The 23,991-nt window shown below is 61.2% G+C and carries 16 protein-coding genes and 1 tRNA gene; 10 read left to right on the top strand and 7 right to left on the bottom strand.

Annotation, left to right across the window (positions count from 1 at the left end):
* Nucleotides 1–99: 99 nt before the first annotated feature.
* Nucleotides 100–1,785 carry a GMC family oxidoreductase gene (locus tag ACYVIA_RS15565; RefSeq protein WP_460842333.1) on the bottom strand — a complete coding sequence of 562 codons (1,686 nt, stop codon included), beginning with the start codon at nt 1,783–1,785 and terminating at the stop codon, nt 100–102.
* A gap of 493 nt (nt 1,786–2,278) precedes the next feature.
* The gene (locus tag ACYVIA_RS15560) at nt 2,279–3,151 is read right to left on the bottom strand and encodes a hypothetical protein (RefSeq protein ID WP_460842331.1); all 873 of its coding nucleotides are present in this window, start codon (nt 3,149–3,151) and stop codon (nt 2,279–2,281) included.
* Between the two features lie 442 nt (nt 3,152–3,593).
* Between ACYVIA_RS15560 and ACYVIA_RS15555 the strand changes: the two genes are divergently transcribed.
* Together ACYVIA_RS15555 and ACYVIA_RS15550 are read left to right on the top strand one after the other, a co-directional pair.
* Nucleotides 3,594–8,357 carry an NAD-glutamate dehydrogenase domain-containing protein gene (locus ACYVIA_RS15555; RefSeq protein ID WP_460842327.1) on the top strand — a complete coding sequence of 1,588 codons (4,764 nt, stop codon included), beginning with the start codon at nt 3,594–3,596 and terminating at the stop codon, nt 8,355–8,357.
* 7 nt (nt 8,358–8,364) lie between these two features.
* Nucleotides 8,365–9,345, top strand: coding sequence for a succinylglutamate desuccinylase (locus ACYVIA_RS15550; RefSeq protein ID WP_460842324.1), 981 nt, complete (start codon nt 8,365–8,367; stop codon nt 9,343–9,345).
* 25 nt (nt 9,346–9,370) lie between these two features.
* Here the strand turns inward: ACYVIA_RS15550 and ACYVIA_RS15545 are convergent, their stop codons facing one another.
* The gene (locus tag ACYVIA_RS15545) at nt 9,371–10,183 is read right to left on the bottom strand and encodes a response regulator (RefSeq protein WP_460842322.1); all 813 of its coding nucleotides are present in this window, start codon (nt 10,181–10,183) and stop codon (nt 9,371–9,373) included.
* A 191-nt stretch (nt 10,184–10,374) separates the two neighbouring features.
* On the opposite strand from ACYVIA_RS15545, the gene ACYVIA_RS15540 reads away from it, so the two are divergent.
* From ACYVIA_RS15540 to ACYVIA_RS15505, 8 genes are all read left to right on the top strand, one after another.
* Entirely contained in the window at nt 10,375–14,088 is a 3,714-nt protein-coding gene (locus tag ACYVIA_RS15540) for a coiled-coil domain-containing protein (protein WP_460842320.1), read from the top strand.
* A gap of 263 nt (nt 14,089–14,351) precedes the next feature.
* Nucleotides 14,352–15,464: a nuclear transport factor 2 family protein gene (locus ACYVIA_RS15535; RefSeq protein ID WP_460842318.1), complete on the top strand. Its 1,113-nt coding sequence runs from the start codon at nt 14,352–14,354 to the stop codon at nt 15,462–15,464.
* 38 nt (nt 15,465–15,502) lie between these two features.
* Nucleotides 15,503–16,726 (top strand): L,D-transpeptidase family protein, encoded by a 1,224-nt coding sequence (locus ACYVIA_RS15530; RefSeq protein ID WP_460842316.1) that lies wholly within the window; start codon nt 15,503–15,505, stop codon nt 16,724–16,726.
* Between the two features lie 472 nt (nt 16,727–17,198).
* A complete protein-coding gene (locus tag ACYVIA_RS15525) occupies nt 17,199–18,356 on the top strand; it encodes a hypothetical protein (RefSeq protein ID WP_460842315.1) in 1,158 nt (385 codons plus the stop codon).
* Nucleotides 18,357–18,738: 382 nt separating this feature from the next.
* A complete protein-coding gene (locus ACYVIA_RS15520; protein WP_460842313.1) occupies nt 18,739–18,993 on the top strand; it encodes an AbrB/MazE/SpoVT family DNA-binding domain-containing protein in 255 nt (84 codons plus the stop codon).
* A complete protein-coding gene (locus tag ACYVIA_RS15515) occupies nt 18,987–19,307 on the top strand; it encodes a type II toxin-antitoxin system PemK/MazF family toxin (RefSeq protein ID WP_460842311.1) in 321 nt (106 codons plus the stop codon). The genes ACYVIA_RS15520 and ACYVIA_RS15515 overlap by 7 nt, the downstream gene beginning before the upstream one ends.
* An 18-nt stretch (nt 19,308–19,325) precedes the next feature.
* A complete protein-coding gene (gene flhD, locus ACYVIA_RS15510) occupies nt 19,326–19,640 on the top strand; it encodes a flagellar transcriptional regulator FlhD (RefSeq protein WP_460842309.1) in 315 nt (104 codons plus the stop codon).
* Between the two features lie 141 nt (nt 19,641–19,781).
* Complete coding sequence (locus tag ACYVIA_RS15505) at nt 19,782–20,843, top strand: hypothetical protein (protein ID WP_460842308.1); 1,062 nt, start codon at nt 19,782–19,784, stop codon at nt 20,841–20,843.
* 273 nt (nt 20,844–21,116) lie between these two features.
* On the opposite strand, the gene ACYVIA_RS15500 is transcribed toward ACYVIA_RS15505, so the two are convergent.
* The 4 genes from ACYVIA_RS15500 to tolB all read right to left on the bottom strand — a co-directional run bounded on the left by ACYVIA_RS15500 (nt 21,117) and on the right by tolB (nt 23,982).
* A tRNA-Lys gene (locus tag ACYVIA_RS15500) sits at nt 21,117–21,192 on the bottom strand.
* A gap of 99 nt (nt 21,193–21,291) precedes the next feature.
* A complete protein-coding gene (gene ybgF / locus ACYVIA_RS15495) occupies nt 21,292–22,041 on the bottom strand; it encodes a tol-pal system protein YbgF (protein WP_460842306.1) in 750 nt (249 codons plus the stop codon).
* A gap of 110 nt (nt 22,042–22,151) precedes the next feature.
* Nucleotides 22,152–22,673, bottom strand: a complete 522-nt coding sequence (pal, locus tag ACYVIA_RS15490; protein ID WP_460842304.1) for a peptidoglycan-associated lipoprotein Pal — start codon at nt 22,671–22,673, stop codon at nt 22,152–22,154.
* 40 nt (nt 22,674–22,713) lie between these two features.
* Entirely contained in the window at nt 22,714–23,982 is a 1,269-nt protein-coding gene (tolB, locus tag ACYVIA_RS15485) for a Tol-Pal system beta propeller repeat protein TolB (RefSeq protein WP_460842555.1), read from the bottom strand.
* Nucleotides 23,983–23,991 lie beyond the last annotated feature (9 nt).

Genomic DNA, 23,991 nt, shown 5'->3' with positions numbered 1-23,991 from the left:
ATGCGTTACACATTACGGCAGGACGTACGCAGTGAGCAATCTCAAATCGGTTTGGTTTGCTGCGCTGCACACCAATCCTTGCACGCCTGCCGTGCCGTGTCATGCAGCTGGCGTGGTTTCCTTGGGGAGTGCAGGGGAGAGGATGGCCTGGAGCGAAGACAGTCCCAGTGTTGTGCCCGCCGTGCGGCTTCGCTTGATCATGTCGCTCGCCTTCTCCGCGATCATGATCGTCGGTGCATTGGTGTTGCCGCCGACGAGCAAGGGCATGATCGAGGCATCCACGACGCGCAGGCCTTCCAGCCCGTGCACGCGCAACTGCTCGTCCACGACCGCCATGCTGTCGTTGCCCATCTTGCAGGTGCCGACCGGGTGGTAGATCGTCTCGGCGCAGTCCCGAATGAACTGGCGGATGCCTTCGTCGTCGTTGTCGTCCTTGAGGCTGCCGGGCTTCGGCACGATCTCGGTGCCGCGGTAGTCGTCGAATGCGGGGGCGGAGAGAATGCGCCTCGCCAGCTTGACGCCCTTGACCATGCATTCCATGTCGTCCGGGTGGGACAGGTAGTTAGCAAAGATGTCCGGCTTGGCGAGCGGGTCGCTGCTGGCGAGACGGATCTCGCCGCGGCTCTTCGGCCGCAAGTTGCACACATGCAGGGAGTAGCCGTCGCCGAACAGGAACCCGATCTTGCGCCCATGCTGGGACAGGCGCAGCGGCGTAAAGTGGAATTGCACGTCGGGCACAGGCTCGGCGGAAGAGGTCTTGGCAAAGCCGCAGCCTTCGGCGCCGTTGCTGGTGTACATGCCGCTTCCCTTGCGCAGGTAGCGCATCGCCTCCAGCCCGCCGCGCAGGATCGTGCGCGCAGTGAAGCCCCAGGACACCGGCTTGGTGCAGGTGTGGACGACGATCACATCGAGGTGGTCCTGCAGGTTCTTGCCCACACCGGGAAGATGGGCGCGCACCGGGATGCCGGCCGCCTGCAGCTCGGGGCCATTCCCCACGCCGGACAGCATCAGCAACTGCGGACTCTGCACCGCGCCGGCGGCAAGGATCACTTCACGCGCCGCATGGGCTTTCTTGAGCAGGCCTTGATGACGGTACTCCACGCCGACGGCGCTGGCGCCCTTGAACAGCACGCGGGTCGCATGCGCGTCCGTGATGACGGTGAGATTGGGCCGCCGTAGCGCAGGCTTCAGGTAGGCGCGCGCGGTGCTGCAGCGGCGGCCATCCTTCTGTGTGACCTGGAACAGGCCGACGCCTTCCTGTTCCGGTCCGTTGAAGTCGTCGTTATACGGAATCCCGGCTTGCACGCCTGCCTGGATAAAGGTCTGCGACAGGATGTTTGGAGTACGGATGTCGGCCACATTCAGGGGGCCGCCGACGCCATGCCATTCCGATGCGCCGCGTTCCTGGTGCTGCGAGCGCTTGAAGTAGGGCAGCACGTCCTTGAACGACCACCCCTCGTTGCCGAGTGCCGCCCAGGCATCGTAGTCACTGGGGTGGCCACGCATGTAGCACATTGCATTGGTGGAACTGCTGCCGCCCAGCGTGCGGCCGCGCGGCCAGAACAGCTGGCGGCCGCCCAGTTCGGGTTCGCCGCGGGTCTGGAACTGCCAGTTCAGGACTTTGCTGTACATCATCCAGAGTATGCCCATCGGCATATGGATCAGCGGGTGGGAATCCGGCGGTCCCGCTTCCAGCAGGCATACGGAGATATCGGGATCCTCGCTCAGGCGGGACGCGAGCACGCAGCCGGCAGATCCGCCGCCGACGATGACGTAATCGAACATGGTTGTCTCCTCGTGAAGCCTTCATCGTCGAGTCCTTTATCGTCGAGTGTCAGCAGCCCGCTGCGGACTGCTGACTGGCGATGCGGCTTCTGTTGTGTCGCTGTGTTTTCAGTCAACGTGCTTGTGTCCGGCTCAACATTCAGCATTCTGTGCAAACGGGAAACACAACTGCCTCAGACGGACCAAGCGATTTATGCAGACATCGTACGTTTGACAGTCGCAAACCGTCACCATCAAAAAGGATGGAAATGGGTGGTGAGGTGGATCAAAAAGTATTTGTGCGGCGCATCAAACAGGCGGCGAATCGTCGGCCGGGATACGCATGGCGGCAGTGCGGCAAGAGGATGGACAACGGAGGCCCGTGGGCACCGCAAGGAAAACCAGGTTGGTGGAAAGGCGGCAGCCGGGTCTGACGGCATGCCGCAAAACTGCCGAGTGCCACCGGCATCCCCGGCATGCGTGGATACAACGGATGCTGGGGCACTGCGGCGTGCTACTTCACGCGACAGCCTACCGTCCGGATGCTGTCGACCCCTCTGAACTTCTGGCCGGTGACGGTTTGTCCGCTTAGCGCAAGGCTGCTCGTGCCACACGCGATACCGGTGTCTGCGGTACGGAAGTGCAACATCAGATCCGGCAGTCCGTCGCCGTTGACATCCGCGTTACTGTAGCCGGCCAATTGCGCCTCGCTTCCGGAAACGCCGAAACGAAGCGACTGCCAGTCGATCGAACAGGTGGAAAAGCCCGGCCCCGCCAGCAGCGCCACCGGAATGACGCCTTCGGAAACCGGATTGACCGGATTGCTTGCCGAACCGGGCTTGATGTCGATCGCGACATGCTGCGCTTGCGCGACGAAGGAAAAGTCATCAATGAAGAGCTCGGTGGAACTGAGGCTGAATTCCACCCACTCGATCGGACGGTCGGAGGTCACGCCGAAAAACGCCCCCGGGAGACTGAAGGGAACGCCTTCGGGCGGCGGATGAAAGACATCGCCGGTTGAGAGGCGGAAGGTCGTGACACCCGGAATCTCGAACATCCACCAGTCCAGCCCAAAGGCCGTCGTGTTCGGCGGAAGATTGACGCGCAACACGCCGCCATACGGTGCGTATATGTACTCGTTGTTCACCGACGCGCCATTCATGAAGGTCACGTCCTTGATCGTCAGGGAGCCAAACGGCACCGTTGCCGGCGGATTGGTGATCGGATTGCCGGCGCCGTCGGTGGAAAAGTCGATCACTTCCGGCGTACCCGCTGCGTTTTGCCATGCTGCCCGGTTGTTGAACGTGTTGACCGCGCTGGCAGAGCTGGAAAAGAAAGCCGCTGCGAGTACGGCGCTTGCCATGATGAGCCTGTGCCTTATTTGCATGTGTCCTTCCTCCTGGTCAGGTTGAGGTGATCTCCGGTCCCGACAAAGCATAAGGCGCAGACACTGCATCGCTGCTTGCGCAATCGCAGAAGCTTGCACGACAGGAATGACGAGCGGCATCAAGGCTTGCCGGCAATCGACACGGAAATGCAGCGCGGCAGCGGCTGATGCGAGCATTCCTCTTGCTCGCTGTAACGACAACAGGGTGTTCCCAACGACATGCAACGTGTCGCGCAGCCCGATGGAAGTTGGCCGAAAGCGGCTTTGCGTCAAGGCAGGATGTTTATTGCGTGCCTATAATTTTTGAATTGAGACATCGTTCGAAGCAGTCGGCTTTGGCGATCTTCCGAACAAGTGCATCTCGCCAGAAGAGATGCTTCAATGCCTGTTTGAAATGCATGAACGATGAAGGCGGCAGACGCTCAACCAAACGGAGAGGTGTATGGAGAAAGAAGCCCCGGACCTGCGCAGCAAGACCTTTGACAGCGTGTTGGAGAAAGACGGCGCTGCGCCAAACACCCCGGTTGCAAAGCTGATCGAAGCCTGGCTGCATTCCCTTGAAGAAGAAGACCTTGCCGGCATGACAGCCGACTGCCTTGCTTCGCCGTTGTGGGCCGGCTTTTCCCGGCTTGCTGCCTGGACGCCACAGGAAGGCTGCCGTATCGAAGTGGCGGACTATGCCGACGGTCGCGGCGGACATGCAACCGGCCTGCTGGTCCTCAATCCCGACATGCCGTTTCTCGTCGACTCCATCGTCATGGCACTGCGCAAATTGCGCATTCCGTCGCGCGCGGTGCTCAATGCGGTGCTTTCCGTAAAACGCACCCCGGACGGCGCGCTCGCATACGCCGGCCCGGCAAGCGAGGGTGGATCGCTCGAATCCTATGTGCTGTGCCTGCTGGCAGACCAGCTGGCTGCAGCAGATCTCGAGGCGCTGACCGGCGCGATTCGCATGGCCGCAGCGGATGCCGCCATCGTGCACCGCGACGCGCATGCGTTGCATGCAAAGATGGCTGCGGTAGCCGCGGCCGCTGCAGAACGCGGCACACGAGGCACACGAGGCACCAATGGCCACGAGGTGGCAGCCTTCCTCGAATGGGCCAACAGCGAGGGATTCGAAGTATTCGGCTACGCCCGTTACCAGCTTGTGCCCGGACAGCGCGAACTGGAGCGCGAACCCGGCAGCGCGCTGGGTGTGCTGGTCGACAAATCGCATCCGGTGTACGGCAATTGCCTGGCCGGCATTCCCGGAGACCTGGAGACGCTGGCGGCACGCAAGGAAACCCTGTCCGTGGTGAAGGCCGATGTGCAGTCCACGCTGCACCGCGACCAGCAACTCGACTTCATCGGCGTGCGCGACACCAACGATACTGGTGCGGTAATCGGCGAGCACTGCTTCGTCGGCCTGTTCTCGCGCTCCGCCACGGCGAGCACATTGGCGCAGCAACCGTTTGCGCGCCTGCGCATCAAGGAAGTGCTGACGATCGCCGGCGTGCGGCCGGAAGGATTCCGTGCCGAGAAATTTCTCGAAATCCTGGAATCCCTGCCCCGCACCGAGGTGATGGAGGCGGAGGTCGCGTGGCTGGCGCAACTCTGCAATACCGTCGTTGCGCTCTACAAGCAGCCGCGCGCCAAGGTCTTTGCGCGGCGCGATGTCTATGGCCGCCACCTGAACGTGCTGGTCTACCTGCCGCGCGAGCAGTACAGCGCGCACCTGGCGGACTCGCTGGCGCAACACCTGCGCAATCTGTCCGGTGCGCGCGACGTGCGCGTGCAGACGCACCTCGGCGAAGGACCGCTGGCGCGCCTGTACCTGATCGCCACCGCAGCCAGCATGTCCCTGCAACTGGAAAATGATATCCAGCAACCGCTGCTCGCCATGCTGGAAGGCTGGCATGGCAACTTCGATGCGTTGGTCGATCGCACCGAGCATCCCGCATTGCGGCAGGCACTGCGCAAATTCAGGGCAACGCTGCCGGCCGACTATGTAACCGCCGCTTCGCCGCAGGTGGCTTACCGTGATCTGTGCATACTGCTCGGTAACCCGCAGCCTTCACGCGTGAAGGTGAGCATCGATGTCGATGCGGCCAACCTCGTTACCATTCGCCTGCATTCCATCAACAGCGTGCCGCCGCTGTCGCAGATCCTGCCCGCGCTGCAGAACACAGGTGTTGCGATCCAGCGCGAGCGCACCCATGCGATCCGTGCGCCGGACGGCACGCGCCTTTTCGTGTCCAGCCTGTCGGTCGATGCGCAGAGCGCCGCGAAACTGTCCCAGCCGCAAATTGCGCTGGTCGCGCAGGAACTGTTCGAGTCGCTGTTCAATGACGAGGCGGAAGACGGCCGCATGAACGCACTCGTGATCGAGGCAGGACTGCGCATGAAGGAAGTGCAGCTGATCCGCGCGTATACAAGCTACTGGCGTCAGGCCGGCTGCCGCTTCAGCCTGCGCTACATGGCTGAGCGGCTGAAGACCCAGCCGGTGCATGTGCGCACACTGGTGGAAGCCTTTATCGCGCGTTTCGATCCCGCGCTCTCCGCAGAACAGCGCGCCGCCGGCACCGCATCGCTCGCGGCGTTCAAGCAGCAGCTCGCCGACGTCAACCATGCCGATACGGAAAACATCCTTGGCAGCATTGCCGACCTGATGCTGGCGACGGTACGCACTTCGTATTTCCAGAGTGCGCCGGGCAGCGACTCGATCGTCTTCAAGTTCGACAGCAGCGAGCTTGCCTTGCTGCCGCAGCCACGCCCTTATCGGGAAATCTTCGTGTTCTCCCGGCGCTTCGAAGGCGTGCACCTGCGCGGCGGGCCGGTGGCGCGCGGCGGCCTGCGCTGGTCGGACCGCATGGAGGACTACCGCACCGAGGTGCTCGGCCTGGTGAAGGCGCAGATGGTGAAGAATGCCGTGATCGTTCCGGCCGGCGCCAAGGGTGGTTTCGTGTGCAAGATGATGCCCAGGGACGCCACGCGTGACGTGATCGCCGCAGAAGGCGAGGCGGTGTACCGGCAGTTCATCGCCGGCCTGCTGGACGTGACCGACAACCGCATTCGCGGCGAGATTGTGCCCCCGCCGCAAACGGTCCGTTATGACGATCACGACCCTTACCTCGTGGTCGCCGCCGACAAGGGCACGGCCACCTTCTCCGACATCGCCAACGGCATCGCATTGAAGCGCGGCTTCTGGCTCGGCGACGCGTTCGCCTCCGGTGGCTCGGTGGGCTATGACCACAAGAAGCTGGGGATCACCGCAAAAGGGGCATGGGAAGCCGTCAAGCGGCACTTCTACGAGATCGGCCACGACCTCGCGACGACACCGATCACCGTCGTCGGTGTCGGCGACATGTCGGGCGACGTGTTCGGAAACGGCATGCTGCGCTCGCGCCAGATCAGGCTGGTCGCCGCGTTTGACCACCGCCACATCTTCATCGATCCCACGCCGGATGCCGAAGCCTCGTTCGAGGAGCGCCGTCGTCTGTTCTCGCTGCCGCGCTCGTCCTGGGACGACTATGACAAGCGCCTGATCTCTGCGGGCGGCGGCGTCTGGCCGCGCACTGCGCGGACCATCGCGCTGTCGGACGCGGCGCGCAGCGTGCTCGGCATCGACGCCACCAGTCTCACGCCGGAAGAGGTGATGCATGCGATCCTGCTGGCGCCGGTCGACCTGTTCTACAACGGCGGCATCGGCACCTATATCAAGGCCTCCACGGAAAGTCATGAACAGGTGAAAGACCGTGCCAACGATGCGATCCGCGCCGACGGCAAGGAGCTGCGCTGCAAGGTCGTGGCCGAAGGCGGCAACCTCGGCGCGACGCAGGCCGGCCGCATCGAGTTTGCGTTGAAGGGTGGCCATATCTTCACGGACGCGATCGACAATTCCGCCGGTGTCGACTGTTCCGATCATGAAGTCAACGTGAAGATCTGGCTCGACAGCGAGGTCAACGCCGGCAGGCTCGCCGCCGACGAGCGCAACCGGCTGCTGACCGATATCACGCAGGACATCGTGTCACTCGTGCTGCGCGACAATGCGCTGCAGACGCATCTGCTGGTGCGGGAAACGCAGGCGCAGACCGAGGCCACCGTGCAGGACCACTACGCGACGCTGATTGCGCGGCTGGAGGCGGAAGGCGTGCTGTCCCGCAAGCTGGAGCAATTGCCCGGCGCAACGGAACTTGCCACGCGCAAGGCGGAGGGAAGGGGGCTGACCACGCCCGAACTCGCGGTCATCGTCGCCCATGTGAAGAATCGCTACAAGCGCATCCTCGCCGAAGTCAACCTGCTCGCACAGCCGTGGGCGAAGGCGATGCTGACACCGTATTTCCCGCCGGCGCTGGTTGCGGAGCGCAACCCCCTGGAGCATCCGCTGGCGAACGCGATCCTTGCCACCGTGCTGGCCAACGAGTCGGTGAACCGCTGCGGCCCGGTGATGATCGGGGAGATTGCACGCACACTCAGCGTCGACGAAACCGAGGTGATCTGTGCGTGGGCCCAGGCATGGGCAGCACTGAACCTGACGCCGGTTTTTGCCGCGCTGGACGCGCATGCGCTGGAGGTACCGCGCGAAGTGTCACGGGCCGTGGACCAGCGCACGCGCTCATTGCAAAAGGCAATTATCAGCGGTGCACTGTCGGCCCCCGCACAGCAGCTGCACAAGGCGGGTGCGATGGAGGAGTTGGCATTGCTGTTTCGGCAAAAGGATGCCGTCGTCGAGCTGGTGCCGGCACTCGATTCGTCCCTGGCGACACAGGGCTTACCGGCGGGTTTTGCACAGGCATGCCAGGCGGTGGAGGCGGTCGAAGGCCTCGCCGACTTCCTGTTTGCCGGTTTGTCGGTGCCGCGTCCTGCCGGCATGAGCCTGCCGCAGTTCCTCAAGCTGGGAATGGCATTGCGACGGCAGGTCGGCATCGATGGCCTGGAGCGTGTGCTGACGCATACGCCGGCCACTGCGGCGCAGGAAGCACTGCGCGACCATGCGTTGCAGGTATTGCGCCGGGCGCAGCAGAACCTGCTGGCGCATGCGTTGCAGCAGCTGCCAGCAGATGGCGGACAGATCGACAATCCGGCGTCCCTGATTGAATCGCTGATGGCCAGGCTCAAGCTCGGTGTCCGCGCCGCCGACACGGCAGCACAGCAGAATCTCGAGCATGCGGTGCTGGATGTCTGGACGCTGTCGGAAGCGGCATCGTCCATGGCCGAAGCGGGCTGAGGCAATCGTGACACGCGCTTTGCCCGCATCGGTGCGCGCCCTGGCGAATGGCGACTTCGCACAAGTCGCCGATGGCTTCCGGAACGCCGGCTTTTCGGTGAGCCAACCCGCCGATGGCATCCTGCAACTCGTGCGGCCCGGGCAGGTGCAGCGCCGGAAGCTGCTGCTGTCGGTTGGCATTCATGGTGACGAAACGGCGCCGATAGAAATGCTGGCCGGCCTGCTGGCCAGATTGGCAGGTGCGCCGCATCGGCTCGGCGTGGACCTGATGGTGGTGGTCGGCAATCTTGCGGCGATCGGGCAGGGAAAGCGTTTCATCGACGTCGACCTGAACCGCCTTTTCCGTACCGGCCAAAGCGACTTGCATGCCACTGCGGAAGGGCGACGCGCGGAGGACATCATGCGGGCGGCAGCACGCTTTTTCGAATCCGGGGCAGCAGGAAAATGGCACTTCGACCTGCACACCGCCATCCGGCCTTCGCATTACCCGGCATTCGCCGTGATTCCGGATACCGGCGGAGACATGCAGGAATTGCTCGGCTGGCTAGGGCCGGCCGGCGTCGAAGCGGTAATCTTCAGCGCACCATCGGCAGGCACGTTCAGCGCCTACACGGCGATGCAATGTGGTGCGACAAGTGCCACGGTGGAGCTCGGCCGGATCGGGAAGCTTGGGCACAATGACCTGAGCCGGTTCGCGGCGGCCGATGCCGCGCTCGAAGCCTTCGTCCTGAGCGAAGCGGCGCCGGCCACTGCAAAACGACCTGTCGTGTATCGGGTGGCGCAGGAGCTGGTCAAGCACAGTGACAGCTTCCGCTTCGCCTTTGATAGCGCGACCGAAAACTTCACGCCGATGCCGCCCGGTGCGGTGATCGCGGAGGATGAGGGCATTGTGTATCGCGTCGGGCCGGAGACGGAGTACGTGGTCTTTCCGAATCCGGATGTGAGAATCGGTCTGCGAGCGGGTCTGATGGTCGTACGCAGCGTGTAACGACGACCTTGCTCAGTGGGTGGTATCAAGCGTTTGCAAGCAAGTCCCGTAGCTTGCCTGCGATACGGGCGTATTCCACTTCTATCGCCGCGAGCCGTTGCGGCGCATCGGCCGGCATCGCGTTCTTTGCATGCTGTTCCAGCAGGGCGCACATCGCGGACATGCCGGTGGCGCCGATCGACATGCTGCTGCCGCCGAGCGCATGGGCAACCCTGGCCAGTTCAAAACCGTTTCCAGCGGCAAGCGCCTGGCGCAGCGCGGCAAGCCGCGGGGGGCTGTCCGCCTGGTACAGCGCGGCAAGCTCCGCGAAATCCGGGCCGAACATCTGCTGCACCGTTTCCAGCTCATCCACCTCGTTCAACGTATGGGTATCTCCTGCATTGCTGACCTGTTCGCCATCTGTCAGCGGGAAAAGCCACCGCTCCAGCACCCCGGCCAGTGCCCGCGGATGCAAAGGCTTGGGCAGGAAATCGTCCATGCCCGCGGCCAGGCAGCGTTCCGCTTCGCCTGGTCCGCCCGCCGTCAGCGCGACGATCGGCGTGCGCCGGCCGCTGCCTTCCATTGCCCGGATTCGTTGTGTTGTCTGGTAGCCATCCAGCACCGGCATGTTGCAATCCATGAGGATCAACGCGTAGGGTGCAGCGCCATGCATCTGGATTGCCTGTGCGCCGTCGACCGCGCCTTCGGCGATGCAACCCTGCTTTTCCAGAAGGCGCAGCGCGACCTCCCGGTTTACCGGATTGTCGTCGGCCACGAGCACGCGCAAATCGCTTGTTGAGCTTGTCTCCATCTTCAGTTTTTTGCCGTCTGATTGCGTGAGATTGCGTGAGATTTTCAATGCCTTTTTTGCCAGGAAACGCCTGATTCTGAATGGCCGATAACAGGTTGGCAAACGATTTCAGGAACTGGCTCGGAATTTCCCTTCTGTTCAAGGGCTCATTTGTACTCCGCATCCGGATAATGCATGTTATGAAATTCCGGCCCATGGCATGAACAACAATCCGCCGGAATCCAGCGGGAGCACACTACATGGACATGAATCAGGCGACGCGCAACAAGCTCAACGGGCAGGAATCCTCCCTTGAGGACGACGATATCGAGCAAGGCTCGCATGATTCGCGTTCCGGCGCAGTCGACCTGAAAGCCATCCGCGAAGCAATTGCCCGCGTCGAAGCTGAAGCCAAGGCCACCGTCGCCGCCGAGAACCGCGCCCATGCCGAAGCGCGCGCCCGTGCCCTGGCCGAAGACCGAGCACGCCTCGAAGCCGCAGCCGCCGCCGAAGCCTACCAGAACGCCAAAGCCGCCGAAGAAGCCATCGAAGCCAGTCGCGCCCGTCTCGAAGCGGAGCGCCAGGCGCGCGAGGCCAGCGAAGCCCGCGCTGCCGCCGTCAAGAAGGAAGTCGCCGAATTGCGCGCCCGCGCCGAGGCTGAAGCCGAAGCAAAACGCATTGCAGAAGAGCGCGCCCGCGCTGAAGCGCAGGCCCGCCAGCGCGCAGCCGAACAGATCGCTGCCGAGACAGAGTTGGGCGCACGCGCTGCTGCCGCAGCCGAAGAGCTCGCCAAGGAAACCGAACTCGCCCGGTGGCAGGCTGCCCAGCGCATTGCCGCGACCGAGGCCGCAAGACAGGAAGCAGAAGCCCGCGCCCGCGCCGATGCCCGCATCGCAGAACTGGCGCGCGAGCAGGAGCGCCGCGAAAAGGAAGCCCGCCAGTCTGCCGAAATGCTGGCACAGGCACGCAGCGAAGCCCTCAAGATCGCCCGCGACCGTGAGCGTGCGGAGGCAATGGCGCTCAAGGCCGCATTGAGCCGCGCACCGATCGAAATCCAGGCACGCGAGGAAGCGCGTGCCCGCGTGCTGACCGAGCAGGAGCAGGAAGCAGCGGCGCTGGCGCGTATCGAACTCGAGCGCAAGACTGCCGAGGCGCTGCAACTGCGCCTGCAAGCTGAAGCCGAGATGCGCGACGCCGCCGCACGACGCGAGCATGCCGAAGCCACGGCCGCGAAGGCGGCACAGGCCCGCCGCGATGCCGAGGAACGCATTCGAGCAGCGACCGAAGCCCGCATCCAGACCGAGCGCGAACTGCAGTCCATGGCGCTCACGCGCGTCGAAACCGAACACTACGCCGACATGCAGGGCCGCGCCCGCATCGCGGCAGAAGCTCACGCAATCGAAAAAGCGCGCGAGCGTGCCGAGGCCGAGCAGAAGATCGCTGATGCCGCGCGCGCCCGTAGCGAGGAAGAGCAGCGCGCCAGGCGGCTCGCAGAAAAGCGCGTCGAGCAGGAACGCATCGCCGCCCGGCTCGCCGCCGAACAGGCCGAGGCAGAGCAGCAGGCGTATGCCCGCGCTGTCGAGCACGCCGATCTGCAGCGCCAAACCGCACAGTTGGCTGCAACCCGTGCACGCCAGGCTGTAGAAGTTGCCCGCGTAGAACGCGACCGTGCCATCGCCGAGCAGCAGGCTGTCGCCGCGTTGCAGGAAAAGCTCCGCGCCGAGGAAGCCGCCATTGCACAGGCAAAGGCGCGTGCCGAAGCAGAACAGCAGCACACCGAACTGTTGCAGATGCAGCAGGAGGCGGACCACGTTGCGCAAGTCGCCAAGGAAGACGAATGCGCCGCGATCAAGCTGGCCCTGGAAAAGGCGATTGAAAGCGCCAATGCACAGCGTGAGGCCGCGCAGGCTGCCATTGAGAAAGCGCGCGAAGCCGTCGAGCTGGAAAAGCTGGAGCGCCAGCGCGCAATGGATGAACAGCAAGCGCTCGCAGTACTGCGCAAGAAAGCCGAACTGGAACGCCAGCACGCCGACATCGCCCGGCAGGCACTGCAGACAGCGCAACAAAAGCTGGCTGCAGAACAGGCCGCCATCGCGGAAACCGAGGCCCGCCTGCGTGCAGAGCAGGAACAGTTGGCGGTGCTTCGTGCCCAGGAAGAGGCCGATCGCGCCCTGCGCGCTGCCCTCGAGGCAGAAAGCACTGCGTCCCGCCTGGCCGCAGAACGGACCCGGGCCGCTGCCGAGCTGCAGCGCAAGGCAGCGCAGGCAGCCCTGCTGAAGGCGCGCGAAGCCACCAACTTGGCGCAATCGGAGCGTGAGCGCGCCGACGCCGAGCAAAAGGCACTGGAGGCGCTGCAGCAGCGCCGCGAAGCAGAAGAGGCCGCCCGCGCCGAAGCCGAAGCACGCGCCAAGGCCGAGCAGGAGCAGGCGGAAACGCTGCGTGCCCGCGAGCAGCAGGAGCAGCAGGCGCGGCGTGACATCGAAGCCCGCCGCGCGGCGGAGCAGCAACGGCTGGAACACGCGGCGCAGCAGGCCGAGCTGGAGCGCCAGGCCGCCGAAGCCGCGCAAGCCAAGGCCGAGGAGGCCGCCGCACTGGCGCGCATCCAGCAGGAGCGCACGGTCGTTGAACAGCAGGCGTTGCAGGCGATCCGCGGCAAACGCGCAGCCGAGGAAGCGGCGCGCAACTACGCCGCTGCGCGGGCGCAGGCAGAAGACGAACGCGCAAAGCTCATGCGCACGCGCGAACAGGCAGAACGTGAACTGCGCGAGGCCAGCGAGTCAAAGACCGCAGCAGAGAAGCTACTGCTCGACAAGGCGGTTGAGCAGGCAGAACTGCGGCGCAAGACGGCACAAGTTGCGATCGCCAAGGCGCGCGAGGCGATCGAGCTTGCGACCCTGGAGCGCCAGCGCGCCAACGCCGAGCAGCAATCACTGGCCGCGATCCAGGAAAAGCAGCGCCTGGAGCGCGACCGGATCGCCGCGGAACAGAAGATGCTCGCCGCAACCGCCGAAAAGCTGGCTGCAGAACGCAATGCATGCGCAGACGCGCAGGCTCGTGCAGAGATGGAAGCCGAGCAGGCACGTATCAGTCGTGCCCGGGAACAGGCTGAACGACAGGCGCGCCTGGCATGCGAGGCACAGGCAGCGGCCGAGAAGGAATTCCTCGAGAAAGCCGCCGAGCAGGCGCAACAGCAACTGCTGGCCGCCCAAGCCGCTGAAGCGCATGCCCGCGAAGCGATTGAACTGGCCCGCATTGAAAGTGCGCGCGCCAAGGCAGAACAGCAGGCGCTGGACGCCATCCGGGAAAAGATCAAGGCTGAAGAGGCCGCCTGCACCGATGCCGAGCAACGCGCAGCAGCCGAGCGTGAAGCGGCAGAACTGGCCCGGCAACGCATGGCTGCAGAAGCCGAGGCCACGGCAGCCGAAGAGGCGCGGCTTGCCGCTGAGCGCCAGGCGCTGGAAGCCGCTCGCAAGCAAAAGGAGTCTTCTGAAAATACCGCGGAGCAGGCAGACTTGTTGCGCGCAAAGATCGAGCGTGAACAGGAGGAAGCGCAGGCAGTCGCCCGCGACCTGATGGAACGCATGACGCAGAAGAGCGAGGCGGTCGGTGACTGGCGCGTGCGTGCGGAAGCGGTGCTCGCTGATTCGCCGGTGCCCGCTGTGCGCAGCAATGCAGTCAAGCGTCCCCTCGTCGCGCTTCTTGGCGGAGCCGCATTTGCTGCAGGCGTGGCAGTGGCCGCGACCTGGATGACCCAGATGCCAGGTGAAGTTATGCCGGCCGGCTCTGTACAAGCGACAGCACCTGTTGTCCAGGTGCAGGCAACGCAGGCAACGCAACCAATGGCTTCCGTGGATCTCGTTGTCGCCGATCCGGCAGAGCCGTCGAAGTTGCAGATGTCTTATCAACTCACCCTGGAGCCGCAGCACGACGGCGCAGCCGGCAAGCCGACTGAAGCCGGGGTGGCGAAGGAGTGAGCTGCATGACGAGGGATTGCATCATTCTCATCATTTTCATCATTCACAGCTTCTGCATGTTTCGTCACTCTTCATCCACCCGGACCGATATCGCAATGACCTAGGTTTTTCATTCCGTTCCTCGTTCCGGTACGTTGCCACGCTGGTAAGCAAAGACGTCCGGAATGGCGGATTCAGGTCGGGAAGGTTAGAATGCACACGTTTGAAAACCCGGCCGGGCACGGTGGAAGCCTTACCAAGCCCCGTAACGACACCAGAACAACATGACTTTCACCTCGCGTCGCATGACTGCTTTCCGTTTGCGCTCTGCACTGAATACATCCATCGTATTGAGCGGCCTTGTCGCGGCACTGTTTGCCGCACCCGCCTTGGCCGATGACGTCACGGACGTCAGCAAGCTCATGCGTGCCGGCCAGTACGCCGAAGCATTGTCCAAGGCGGATGCCTACCTCAGCAGGAACCCGCGCGACGCACAGATGCGTTTCATGAAGGGTGTGATCCTCACCGAGGAGAACAAGTCGGCCGAAGCGATCACGATCTTTACCAAGCTCACCGAAGACTATCCGAGCTTGCCTGAGCCGTACAACAATCTTGCAGTGCTGTATGCCGCCGCCGGCCAGTATGACAAGGCACGCGTTGCATTGGATGCCGCCATTCGCACCAACCCCAGCTATGCGACGGCCTACGAGAATCTCGGCGACGTGCATGCCAAGCTTGCCAGCCAGGCCTACGACAAGGCACTTCAGCTCGATAGCGGCAATTCAGCTGCCAAGTCAAAACTGACGCTGGTTCGCTCGCTGGTCGGCAATGGCACTGACACCAAGGTGGCGGCTGCACCGGTTCCACCAACCGCGGTGGCGAAAGCACCGGAGCGGGCGGCCGCTCCTGCGCCAGCCCCGAAGGCGGCAGTCACGCCGCCGGCTCCGAGCGCTCCGGCTGCTCCGACTGTGAAAACCGCACCGGCTGAACAAGTCGCAGCAGCAAAACCGGAAGCGTCCAAACCGGCGCCGAGCAAGCCAGAGCAGAATGGCAATGCCGAACGCGACGTCGTTCTTGATGTTGTAAATGACTGGGCACGCGCCTGGAGCGACCAGGATGTGAAGTCCTACCTCGGCTACTATGGCAGCGATTTCCAGGTCCCAGGCAGGCAATCCCGCAAGACATGGGAAGCAGAGCGCCGCACGCGGATCGATGGCAAGGGTCGTATCAGCGTGAAGGTTGAGTCGCCGCAAGTCAGCGTCAACGGCAACACTGCTACGGTAAAGTTTCGACAGATCTACGTGTCGGATCGCCTGACCGCCAACACCCGCAAGACGCTGGTGCTGACAAAGCAGGGGGGCAAGTGGAGAATCAAGCAGGAGAATACGGGTAGCTGATGTTTCGCTTCGAATCAACGTACGGCCGGGCAAGTGTCATGTCCAGGCTTGCAGTCGGCCTGGGCTTGTCATGCCTGCTGGTTTCTGCGAGCGGGGCGGCGCCGTCGGCTCCAGCCGAGAAAAAGGTGTCCAGCCCGATTCTTTCCCTGGCCAGCACTGACAAGCCGGATCCTGAAGTCCTCCTGATCGAGGTCTACAAGGAGCTCGGCGCCAACAACCTGCGCAAGGCGCAGGAGAAGGTGGATGCGCTGGTCGAGGCCTATCCGAATTTTCGCCTCGGGCACCTGATCCGCGGCGACCTTCTGTTGATGCACACCCGCCCGGTGTCCGTACTCGGCGCTGTGAAGGGGCCGGAAGACAAGCTGCGCAACCTGCGCGAAGAGGCGATTGTGCGGCTGAAATCGCTGCGCGAGCGTCCTGGTCCCGAGATGTTGCCCCGTCAGGTGCTGCAGCTGCGGGAAGATCAGAAGCATGTGCTGCTGGTCGATGCAAAGCGTTCCCGGTTGTTTGTGTATGAAAACGACGGTGGTCGGCTGAAATTCATCACGGACTTTTACGTCAGCCAGGGCAAGCTGGGCGTCGACAAGTTCAAGGAAGGCGACCAGAAGACGCCACTCGGTGTCTATTACATCACCAGCCGTCTGCCCGGGGAGCGGCTGCCCGATTTCTACGGCTCGGGCGCGCTGCCGATCAACTATCCGAACGAGTGGGACAAGTTTAACGGGCGTGGCGGGTCCGGCATCTGGCTGCACGGCACCCCATCCGACAGTTTCAGCCGGCCGCCGCTGTCGTCCGACGGCTGCGTCGTACTGACCAATCCCGATCTGCACCGGCTTGCCAATTCCGTCGAGATCGGCAAAACGCCGGTGGTCATTAGCGAGAAGATCGATTTCATCAGCAAGGCCAAATGGGACAACGAGCGCGGCCACGCAATGCGTCTGGTGGACAACTGGCGGCGCGACGTGGAGAGTCTCAGCCCGCAGCGCATGATGGCAAATTATTCCAGGAAATTCCGTTCGGATCGTGGTGAAGACCTGCGCACCTGGTTCGCCAAGCATCAACAGTCCTTGCGTGGTGTAAAGAAGCTGTCGATTGCCTTGCGCGAAACCACACACTTTTACTATCCCGGTCGCGAGGACATGATCGTCAGTACTTTCACGCAGGAATCCTCGATCGGAAAGAGCAAGACCTCGATTCGCAAGCGCCAGTATTGGGCAAGGGAAGGCGGGCAGTGGAAAATCGTGTATGAACTAAATTTGTAGTAACGCGATATTCTTCGCAACAGAAATTGCTAACCAGAATTCTTGAACGGCAGCCGACGATCAGGCAGCCGTTTTTTCTTTCTGCATTGTGTTGGTGAATTGAGTGGCTGCATCTTGCCTATTGTGATGTCGATCAAATTTCGCTTGGATTTTTCATAACCCTTGTGGAAAGCCTGGAAGCGTCGGTCTATCCTCTTACGCTCAGTCTTAGTAATTAAACGATTTGCCCACCTGCTGTCATGGCGGGCGAAAAGTGCCACGAATCAAAATGCAATGCCGGTATTGCGGGGCGACTTGTTCCGGCTATGGCAAGGTTTGTACCGCATGCAGCCAACAACTGCGAAAAATGGGCTTCCCGCAGGAGCCCCCGAGCCTGGATGAGGTGCGTGCTGCGCGCCGCAGATATCCAGCGCTGTCTCGTCTGCAATTCAGTACGCGCATTTGCACTGTACCCTTCAGGAGGACTCGCCATTTGACCGGTTCCATGTCATCGAAGCCGCCGAACAATACAGCAATCCATACACAATCTCCCGCATCCGGAGGCTCTGGTCAGGCGGCATATCATCATGCCGGCCATCGAAGTCGTGCCGGTGGCACAGCATCAGCATCAAGGAAGATCGACGCCGGATCTTTTTCACAGGACGCGTCCAGTTCACCTCAGTTCTCGACGCATGACCGTGGCCAACCGATGTACGTGATGGAAGACGGACCAGATGGCTTGCGGAAAAAGAGTGCGGTTACACGTTACATCCTCATGCTCGCGATTTTCACCGTCGGAGCGGCGGTCGGCCTTGGCGCTTCATGGGCCCTCCGCCCTGCTGGACAAGCGGTCCAGTCCACGGTTGAAAACAGCGCCGGCGCTTCATTGTCTGAACGCGTCGCCGCGCCGCCAGAAACGAACCGTTCCTCGACCGTACGCGGCATTAGTTCCAGCGAGCTCCCCTATGATGGCAAGCCCCCTCCCACAGAAGAGGGTGAGCCGGATGCTGACCTGGTTACGTCCACTGAGCGTCACGGCGCATTGCCGGAGGAGCGTGTATCCGGAATGCTCCGGTCGCGTGTTGAACCGTCTTCCGGTGAAAGCGTGGAGGACGTGGGCGACGTGCAGAAGTCGCTTTCAGATACGCCTTCCACAGGACCTGCAGTTAAAGCCGCTGAGGCCGGTGCTGCAGGTGACAAGAGTGACAAGAAGCAGATTGCTCCCGGGCTGGTCGGGGCGGCGAAACAGTCGGCGAAGGAAACGCAACGATCGCTAGCGAAGGCCAAGGCGGGCGAGGAGCGCAGGACGAAGGAGGCCAGCACGAAGGCCGCTTCGAGAAAGCCTGCTCCTGCGCGGCTCGCCAAGGATCGTGAAATCGACCGGATCAAGCAGGAGGCGGACAAGGAGCTGCAGCGCAAACTTGAGGTAGGGCGCGCCAACGAGGCGGCGCGTGCGCAAAGGCAACTGGCTGCCTCACGTTACGCGGATCAGCCCGTCGACTCGAAGACGGCGCATGTGCGCAAAGTGCTCGCAAAATGCGAGCGTATCCCGAATTTGTTTCGACGCGAGAAATGCAAATGGGATCTATGTGGCAACAGGTGGGGTAAACACGGCTGCCCCTCGTATTCGCGGCCGGCAACGACTTATTGAAGTCGCCGCGCCGGTCTTGTCCTTAGCTTGAAAATGGAATGGGCACCGTCCGCAAATGGGATGGGGCGTCCATTCTAGCCTTAGCCGTTTGAACTTCCATTCCCCGCAGGCGACGTCGCGTCGACCTTCACTCTCCGCCGCCTGGCTGTTGATTCTTCTCTTTAAGTGAACCGACTCCGAGTCGACTTCAAGTGAGCTTATTGTTCACTTGAATTTCAGCGTGCAACTGCGCCCAGCAGCTGCGCGGTTCGTACGATTCCCTTTCCTTGAGTTATAACAACGTTGGTACAATAGATGCCTTGTTCCAACATTGTTTTTATTAAAGTTTTCTTATTGGAAATTTTGTTGTACGATGTTAGAACATGCTGTTAAAGGGATTTCTATGAAGACTGCAATCCGCAAGATGGGTAATTCGCAAGGGGTCTTGATCCCCAAACCGTTCCTTTTGCAGACCGGCCTTGATATTGGGGAAGTGGAAATCGAAGTGGAAAACGAAGCGATCGTGATCCGTAAGCCGAAGAAGAAATCGCGCGAAGGCTGGGCGCAAGCGTGTCAGCAGCTTGCCGCCCGCTCTGCGGATCAGGCAATCGCTTGGCCGTTGATCCCGCCTGATGCGGATGCGGGCTTTTCATGGTGAAACGTGCCGAAGTCTGGCTGGTCGACTCCGAGAGGCAGGTCGGCGGCGTTATCCAGAAGCGTTGGCCCGGCGTCGTAGTGTCGCCGGAGGAGATGGATGAATTCCTCAGCACGCTGATCCTGGCGCCGATGAGCACGCATGACTTGCCTGCGCCGTTTCGAATTCCGGTGACCTTTCTTCAGAAGGAGGGGCTGATCCTGCTGGATCAGATCTGTACCTTGGAAAAGTCCCGCCTCGTCCGAAAACTCGGCGTCATTGGTGAAGACACCATGGCCAAGACTCTCGACGTATTACAAGAAGTATTCGCTTATTAACATAAGGGCTGAACTCACATGTCTAACGATTACTTGTCCGAAATTCGTGATGTCAATCTGAGTTACCTGATGATTGCGCAGCAGATGATCCGGCACGACCGCGCCGAGGCGATCTTCCGGCTAGGCATCAGCGCCGAGATTGCAGACCTGCTTGCCGGCATGAGCAACGCCCAAGTCCTTAAAATGGCCAGTTGCAACATCATGCTCTCGCGTTTCCGTTTCAATGACACCGCGATCCTGTCGACCTTGTTGCGCGACAAACCAGGTGCGGTTGGGGCGCCGGTGCATGCGTCCATCATCATGGCTTCTCAGGCGCCGGAAACGATCACTTGATACTCCGATCTACATTGCGTGGTGTGCCTGTGATGCTATATCTCCTGCTCGACAAGCTGCTCGTGATTGGCGGGTTCGTGAGTGAGCCTGGCGCCGTTTTGTGCAGCGGTTGCGAGGCTGCCTGAGATGCAGGCGATGGATTTGCCCAGGAACGCCCTGCAATGGGAGACGGAGCGTCAGAATCGCGTCCATCAGGAAGCCGTCGAACAGAAAAAGAAACAGATGCATCTTGATAAAGCGGGCACGCGTGTGCAGCCTGCGGAGAACATGATCCGTGAGGTCTCCCTGTCGAGGGATTTGCCTGACGGTGTGGAAGAGGTAGTGCAGCAGCGTACGGATGCGCTGCGTCGAATTCCGGACATGCGTTCGGCCTTGGTGCCTTTTGATGACGATGCCGAGGGCGAGTCCTGGAGCAAGCCGTTTTCACTGATGAAAGCGGATCTTGACCCGTGGCTGTCGTACTACAAGGGCTATGCAACATCGCGCCTGTTCCTGGATGTGCCGCCCGCCGATAGCCCGGCTTCAGCGGTTTCGCGGAATGAGGCTTCGATCGACTACGCGGTGCGCGCGCTTCTGGAGCTGAAGCGGGCTGATCCGAAAATCATTCTTGATCCCCCCGTATTGATCAGTCAGCCAGTCGAATACATTGAATTCGAGGCCGAGCTGAAGGCCTGCAGCAACCCGCTGCAGGCTGCCACATTGCTCAAGTATGCGACTGAGGCTCATGAGAACCAGTTGCGCCAGGCAGTCGAGAGGGGGCGCGACATGGGAAACCGACTTTACGATGCACTGATGGGCGAAGGGCATGCAAACCTCATTCGGGCATGGGAAAAGGTTTTCAAGCGCAAGCCCAACGTCGAAGAGCTGCACCTGATGCTGACCACGGGGCGGATCAAGGTATCGCGCACGCGTTCATCTGCAGTCATCGAGCCCAAAGAGTCGCCAAATGACGTGTCGGCTCCGGCCCTTGGTCGACGTCCGGAGCCTGAAGTGCCGCCATTGCGGCTCGAGCCCCAAATAAAGAAGCTGCAGGTTCCTGCGCCATTAAGTGTCGAAAATAAGGAAGAGAAGCTGGCGGCAGCAACAGCGATGCCTCAAAAAAGCGAGAAGGTCGTCGCTACAAAACACAAGACCTTCTTCTATCTTCATGCCGCGATCGGTCTTGCTGCGCTTGCCGCCTATGGCATGTGGATGTTTTCCTGAGCAGTTGCCGAATTCAGGGCAGGGCGTGCGCCACGCCACATATGAGGGCGATGCTGCCATAACGGCTTCTCTGTTGCGCCAGAGCTTCTTGTTGTGATTCTTTGTGCTGCTTCGGTGCCGCCTGTTGCGCTCAAAGCTCAGTTTTTGCCCAGGTACACAATTCAGTCTTGATGCCTTTGCGGGCTGCTTCAAGCGGAGCAATTCCTCCGGGACCGTTTTATCCTTTTCCCAAAACAGAAAGGGCCTAGGTTTTCACCTAGGCCCTTGTATTTCTGGTAGGCCGTGCTGGGCTCGAACCAGCGACCAACGGATTAAAAGTCCGCTGCTCTACCAACTGAGCTAACGACCCGAAAGACCAAGATTATAAGTAACGATCCTGCATCCTGTCAAATGTCTTTTTCCGAAAATCAATTTAATTCCTGCGGCATTTGACGCTGCGAATCGAAAGCTACTTTAGCGCTGCCAAGCGGTCCTTCGCAGTTTGCGCTGCCTGCGAATCCGGATATTGCGCGATCAAGGTTTCAAGCGTCTTCTTTGCTGCGGGCTTGTCCTTGAGCTCCATTTGGCAGCTCGCGATATTCAGTAACGCATCTGCTGCTTTCGGACTGTCCGGGAAATTCTTCACGACGACTTGCTGAGCAGCGATTGCATTCTTGTAATCGCGTTGCGCGTAGTAGCTGTTGCCGAGCCAGTACTGTGCGGAAGGCGCCAAGCCGGACTGTGGATAGCGGCGCGTGAAATCATAGAATGCGGCGCCGGCGTTACGATAATCGCCACCCTTGAAATAGGCGAGAGCTGCATCGTAGGAGCGCTGTTCTGCTTGTTCGACCGTCACTTCCTTGCCGTCGATCGTGACCTGTTGCGGCTCGAGCTTGCGAAGGCGGTTGTCGAGATCGACGTAGAAATCCTTCTGGCGCTTCTGCGAGTTTGCCAGTTCGTTGGTCAGGATCTCGATCTGGCCGCGCAGCCGTGCGATTTCCTGCCGAAGCTGTTCATTCTGATTGTTGAGATCGAAATTGTTGCTCTTATCGGCCTTGGCGTTGATCTCATTCTGCATGTTGTTGAGGCGACCCCGGATTTCCAGGATCGCGCGACGCGCTTCTTCATCTTCAAACAATGCAGCTTGCGCCTGGAACGGTGCAAAAGAAAACGCGGCCAAAAGGGCCGCAGCAAATGAAGCTTTGATGGTCTTGTTCATGGAAACTCCTGAACGTTGGCGAAATGGCAGACCATTTCTTTCTTGACGCTCCCTCTCCCGCTGGCGCGGAAGAGGGGGAGTGGCGGTGATCGTCAATCACCCATATCGATTTACTGATAGACGATGTCGGAACGACGGTTTTCAGCCCAGGAAGCTTCGTCGCTGCCAGTTGCCTTCGGCTTCTCTTCACCGAACGACACGGCTTCCATCTGACCGTCGGCTACGCCAAGGACGGACAGGGACTTGCGAACGGCTTCAGCACGCTTCTGGCCCAGTGCCAGGTTGTATTCGCGGCTGCCGCGCTCGTCGGTGTTGCCCTGGATGACAACCTTGCGGCCCTTGTTGGAGGACAGGTACTTGGCGTGGGCTTCCACTACCGGCTTGAACTCATCCTTGACGATGAAGCTGTCGAAGTCGAAATAAACGCTGCGCTTTGCGAGAATGCCGTTCGGATCGTTCAGCGGGTCGGTGGAGCCGGTCGTTACCGGGGCGACGGTGCGAGCGTCCGCAGTTGCTGCCGGCTTGGCCGAACGGTCTTCGACTTTGGCGGTTTCGTCGAGCTTGACGGAGGAGCAGCCAGCAAGTGCCAGCAGGCTGGAAAGGATGAGGGTGGCGGTAGTAGTTGTGCGCATTAAGAGTTCTCCTGAGTAAATTTGTTGCTACAAACCTATATTATTTCATGAAAGGGCCCCATGTGGGTTCCCTTATGTCACCAGCCGGCGGTGTCAGGCGGTACTTGACCCGACCGTCGACCGACACGACCGCAAGCGCGTCCCGTCGCCCTGCCTTCGTCGCATACATGAGGTACTTTCCGTTTGGCGAGAAACTCGGCGATTCGTCGTCCAGGGTGTCAGACAAGCGAAGCTCCTGGCCGCTTGCCAGATCAAGCACGTACAGCTGGAACCGGCCTTCCCGGCGCGAGATGAATGCGAGCGACTTGCCGTCGGGGGACACGCGCGGACTCACGTTATAGCTGCCACTAAAGGTGATGCGCTGGGCATCGCCACCATTGATGCTCATGCGGTAAATCTGCGGACCGCCGCTACGGTCGCTGGTGAAATAGATATGCTGGCCGTCAGCGGAGAACCGCGGCTCCGTCTCGATGCCGGTGGTATTCGTCACCTGGCGGAGATTGCTGCCATCGGCATTGACGATGTAGACCTGAGTGTATCCATTACGCGACAGTGCCAATGCCAGACGGCTGCCATCCGGTGACCAAGAGGGGGCCGAATTGCTGCCACGATAGTTTGCGATGGCGGTGCGCCGACGGCTTGTCAGATCCTGAACGTACACGACCGGCTTCTTGTTTTCGAATGAAACATAGGCGACCCTGGTACCGTCGGGCGACCAGGTGGGCGAAATGATCGGCTCGTTTGAGCGAAGGGCAACTTGCGTGCCTTCACCGTCAGCGTCCGCGACCTCAAGGCGGTATTCATTCCCAGTTTTGGTCACGTAGGCGATCCGTGTTGCAAATGCCCCGCGTACACCAAGGAGCTTCTCGTAGATGTCATCCGAAATCTTGTGTGCGGCCACACGCATACGATCAGGGCCTGCGACCTGGCCGAATCCGGAAAGACTCGTTGCCCTGAGTGTATCCAGCAAGCGATAGCGCACATCGAACCGTCCGTCTGCAAGACGCTGCACGCTTCCGACCACCAATGCGTCGGCACCTTGCGATTTCCACTCCGTATAGTTGACTGCAGTCGTTTCCGACATGGTGTTGCCCGTGTCGATGATCCGGAAGTATCCGCTGTTGGCAAGATCGGCCTTGATGATCGCCGTTACCTGCTGTGGAGCCATCGCTTCTCCGGTGAAGCCGGCGATGGCAATCGGAATCTGCGTTGCGCCGACACCGGATGTTTCCACGCGCAACTGCGCTTGTGCGAATCCCGTAACGGCAATCAGTAGCACAACGAAGCCACGGGAAATGAGATTTTTCATCATGGTCAC

Source organism: Noviherbaspirillum agri, from assembly GCF_054780595.1.
The sequence above is the reverse complement of the archived record's forward strand: the minus strand, read 5'-3'. Positions and strand labels throughout refer to the sequence as shown.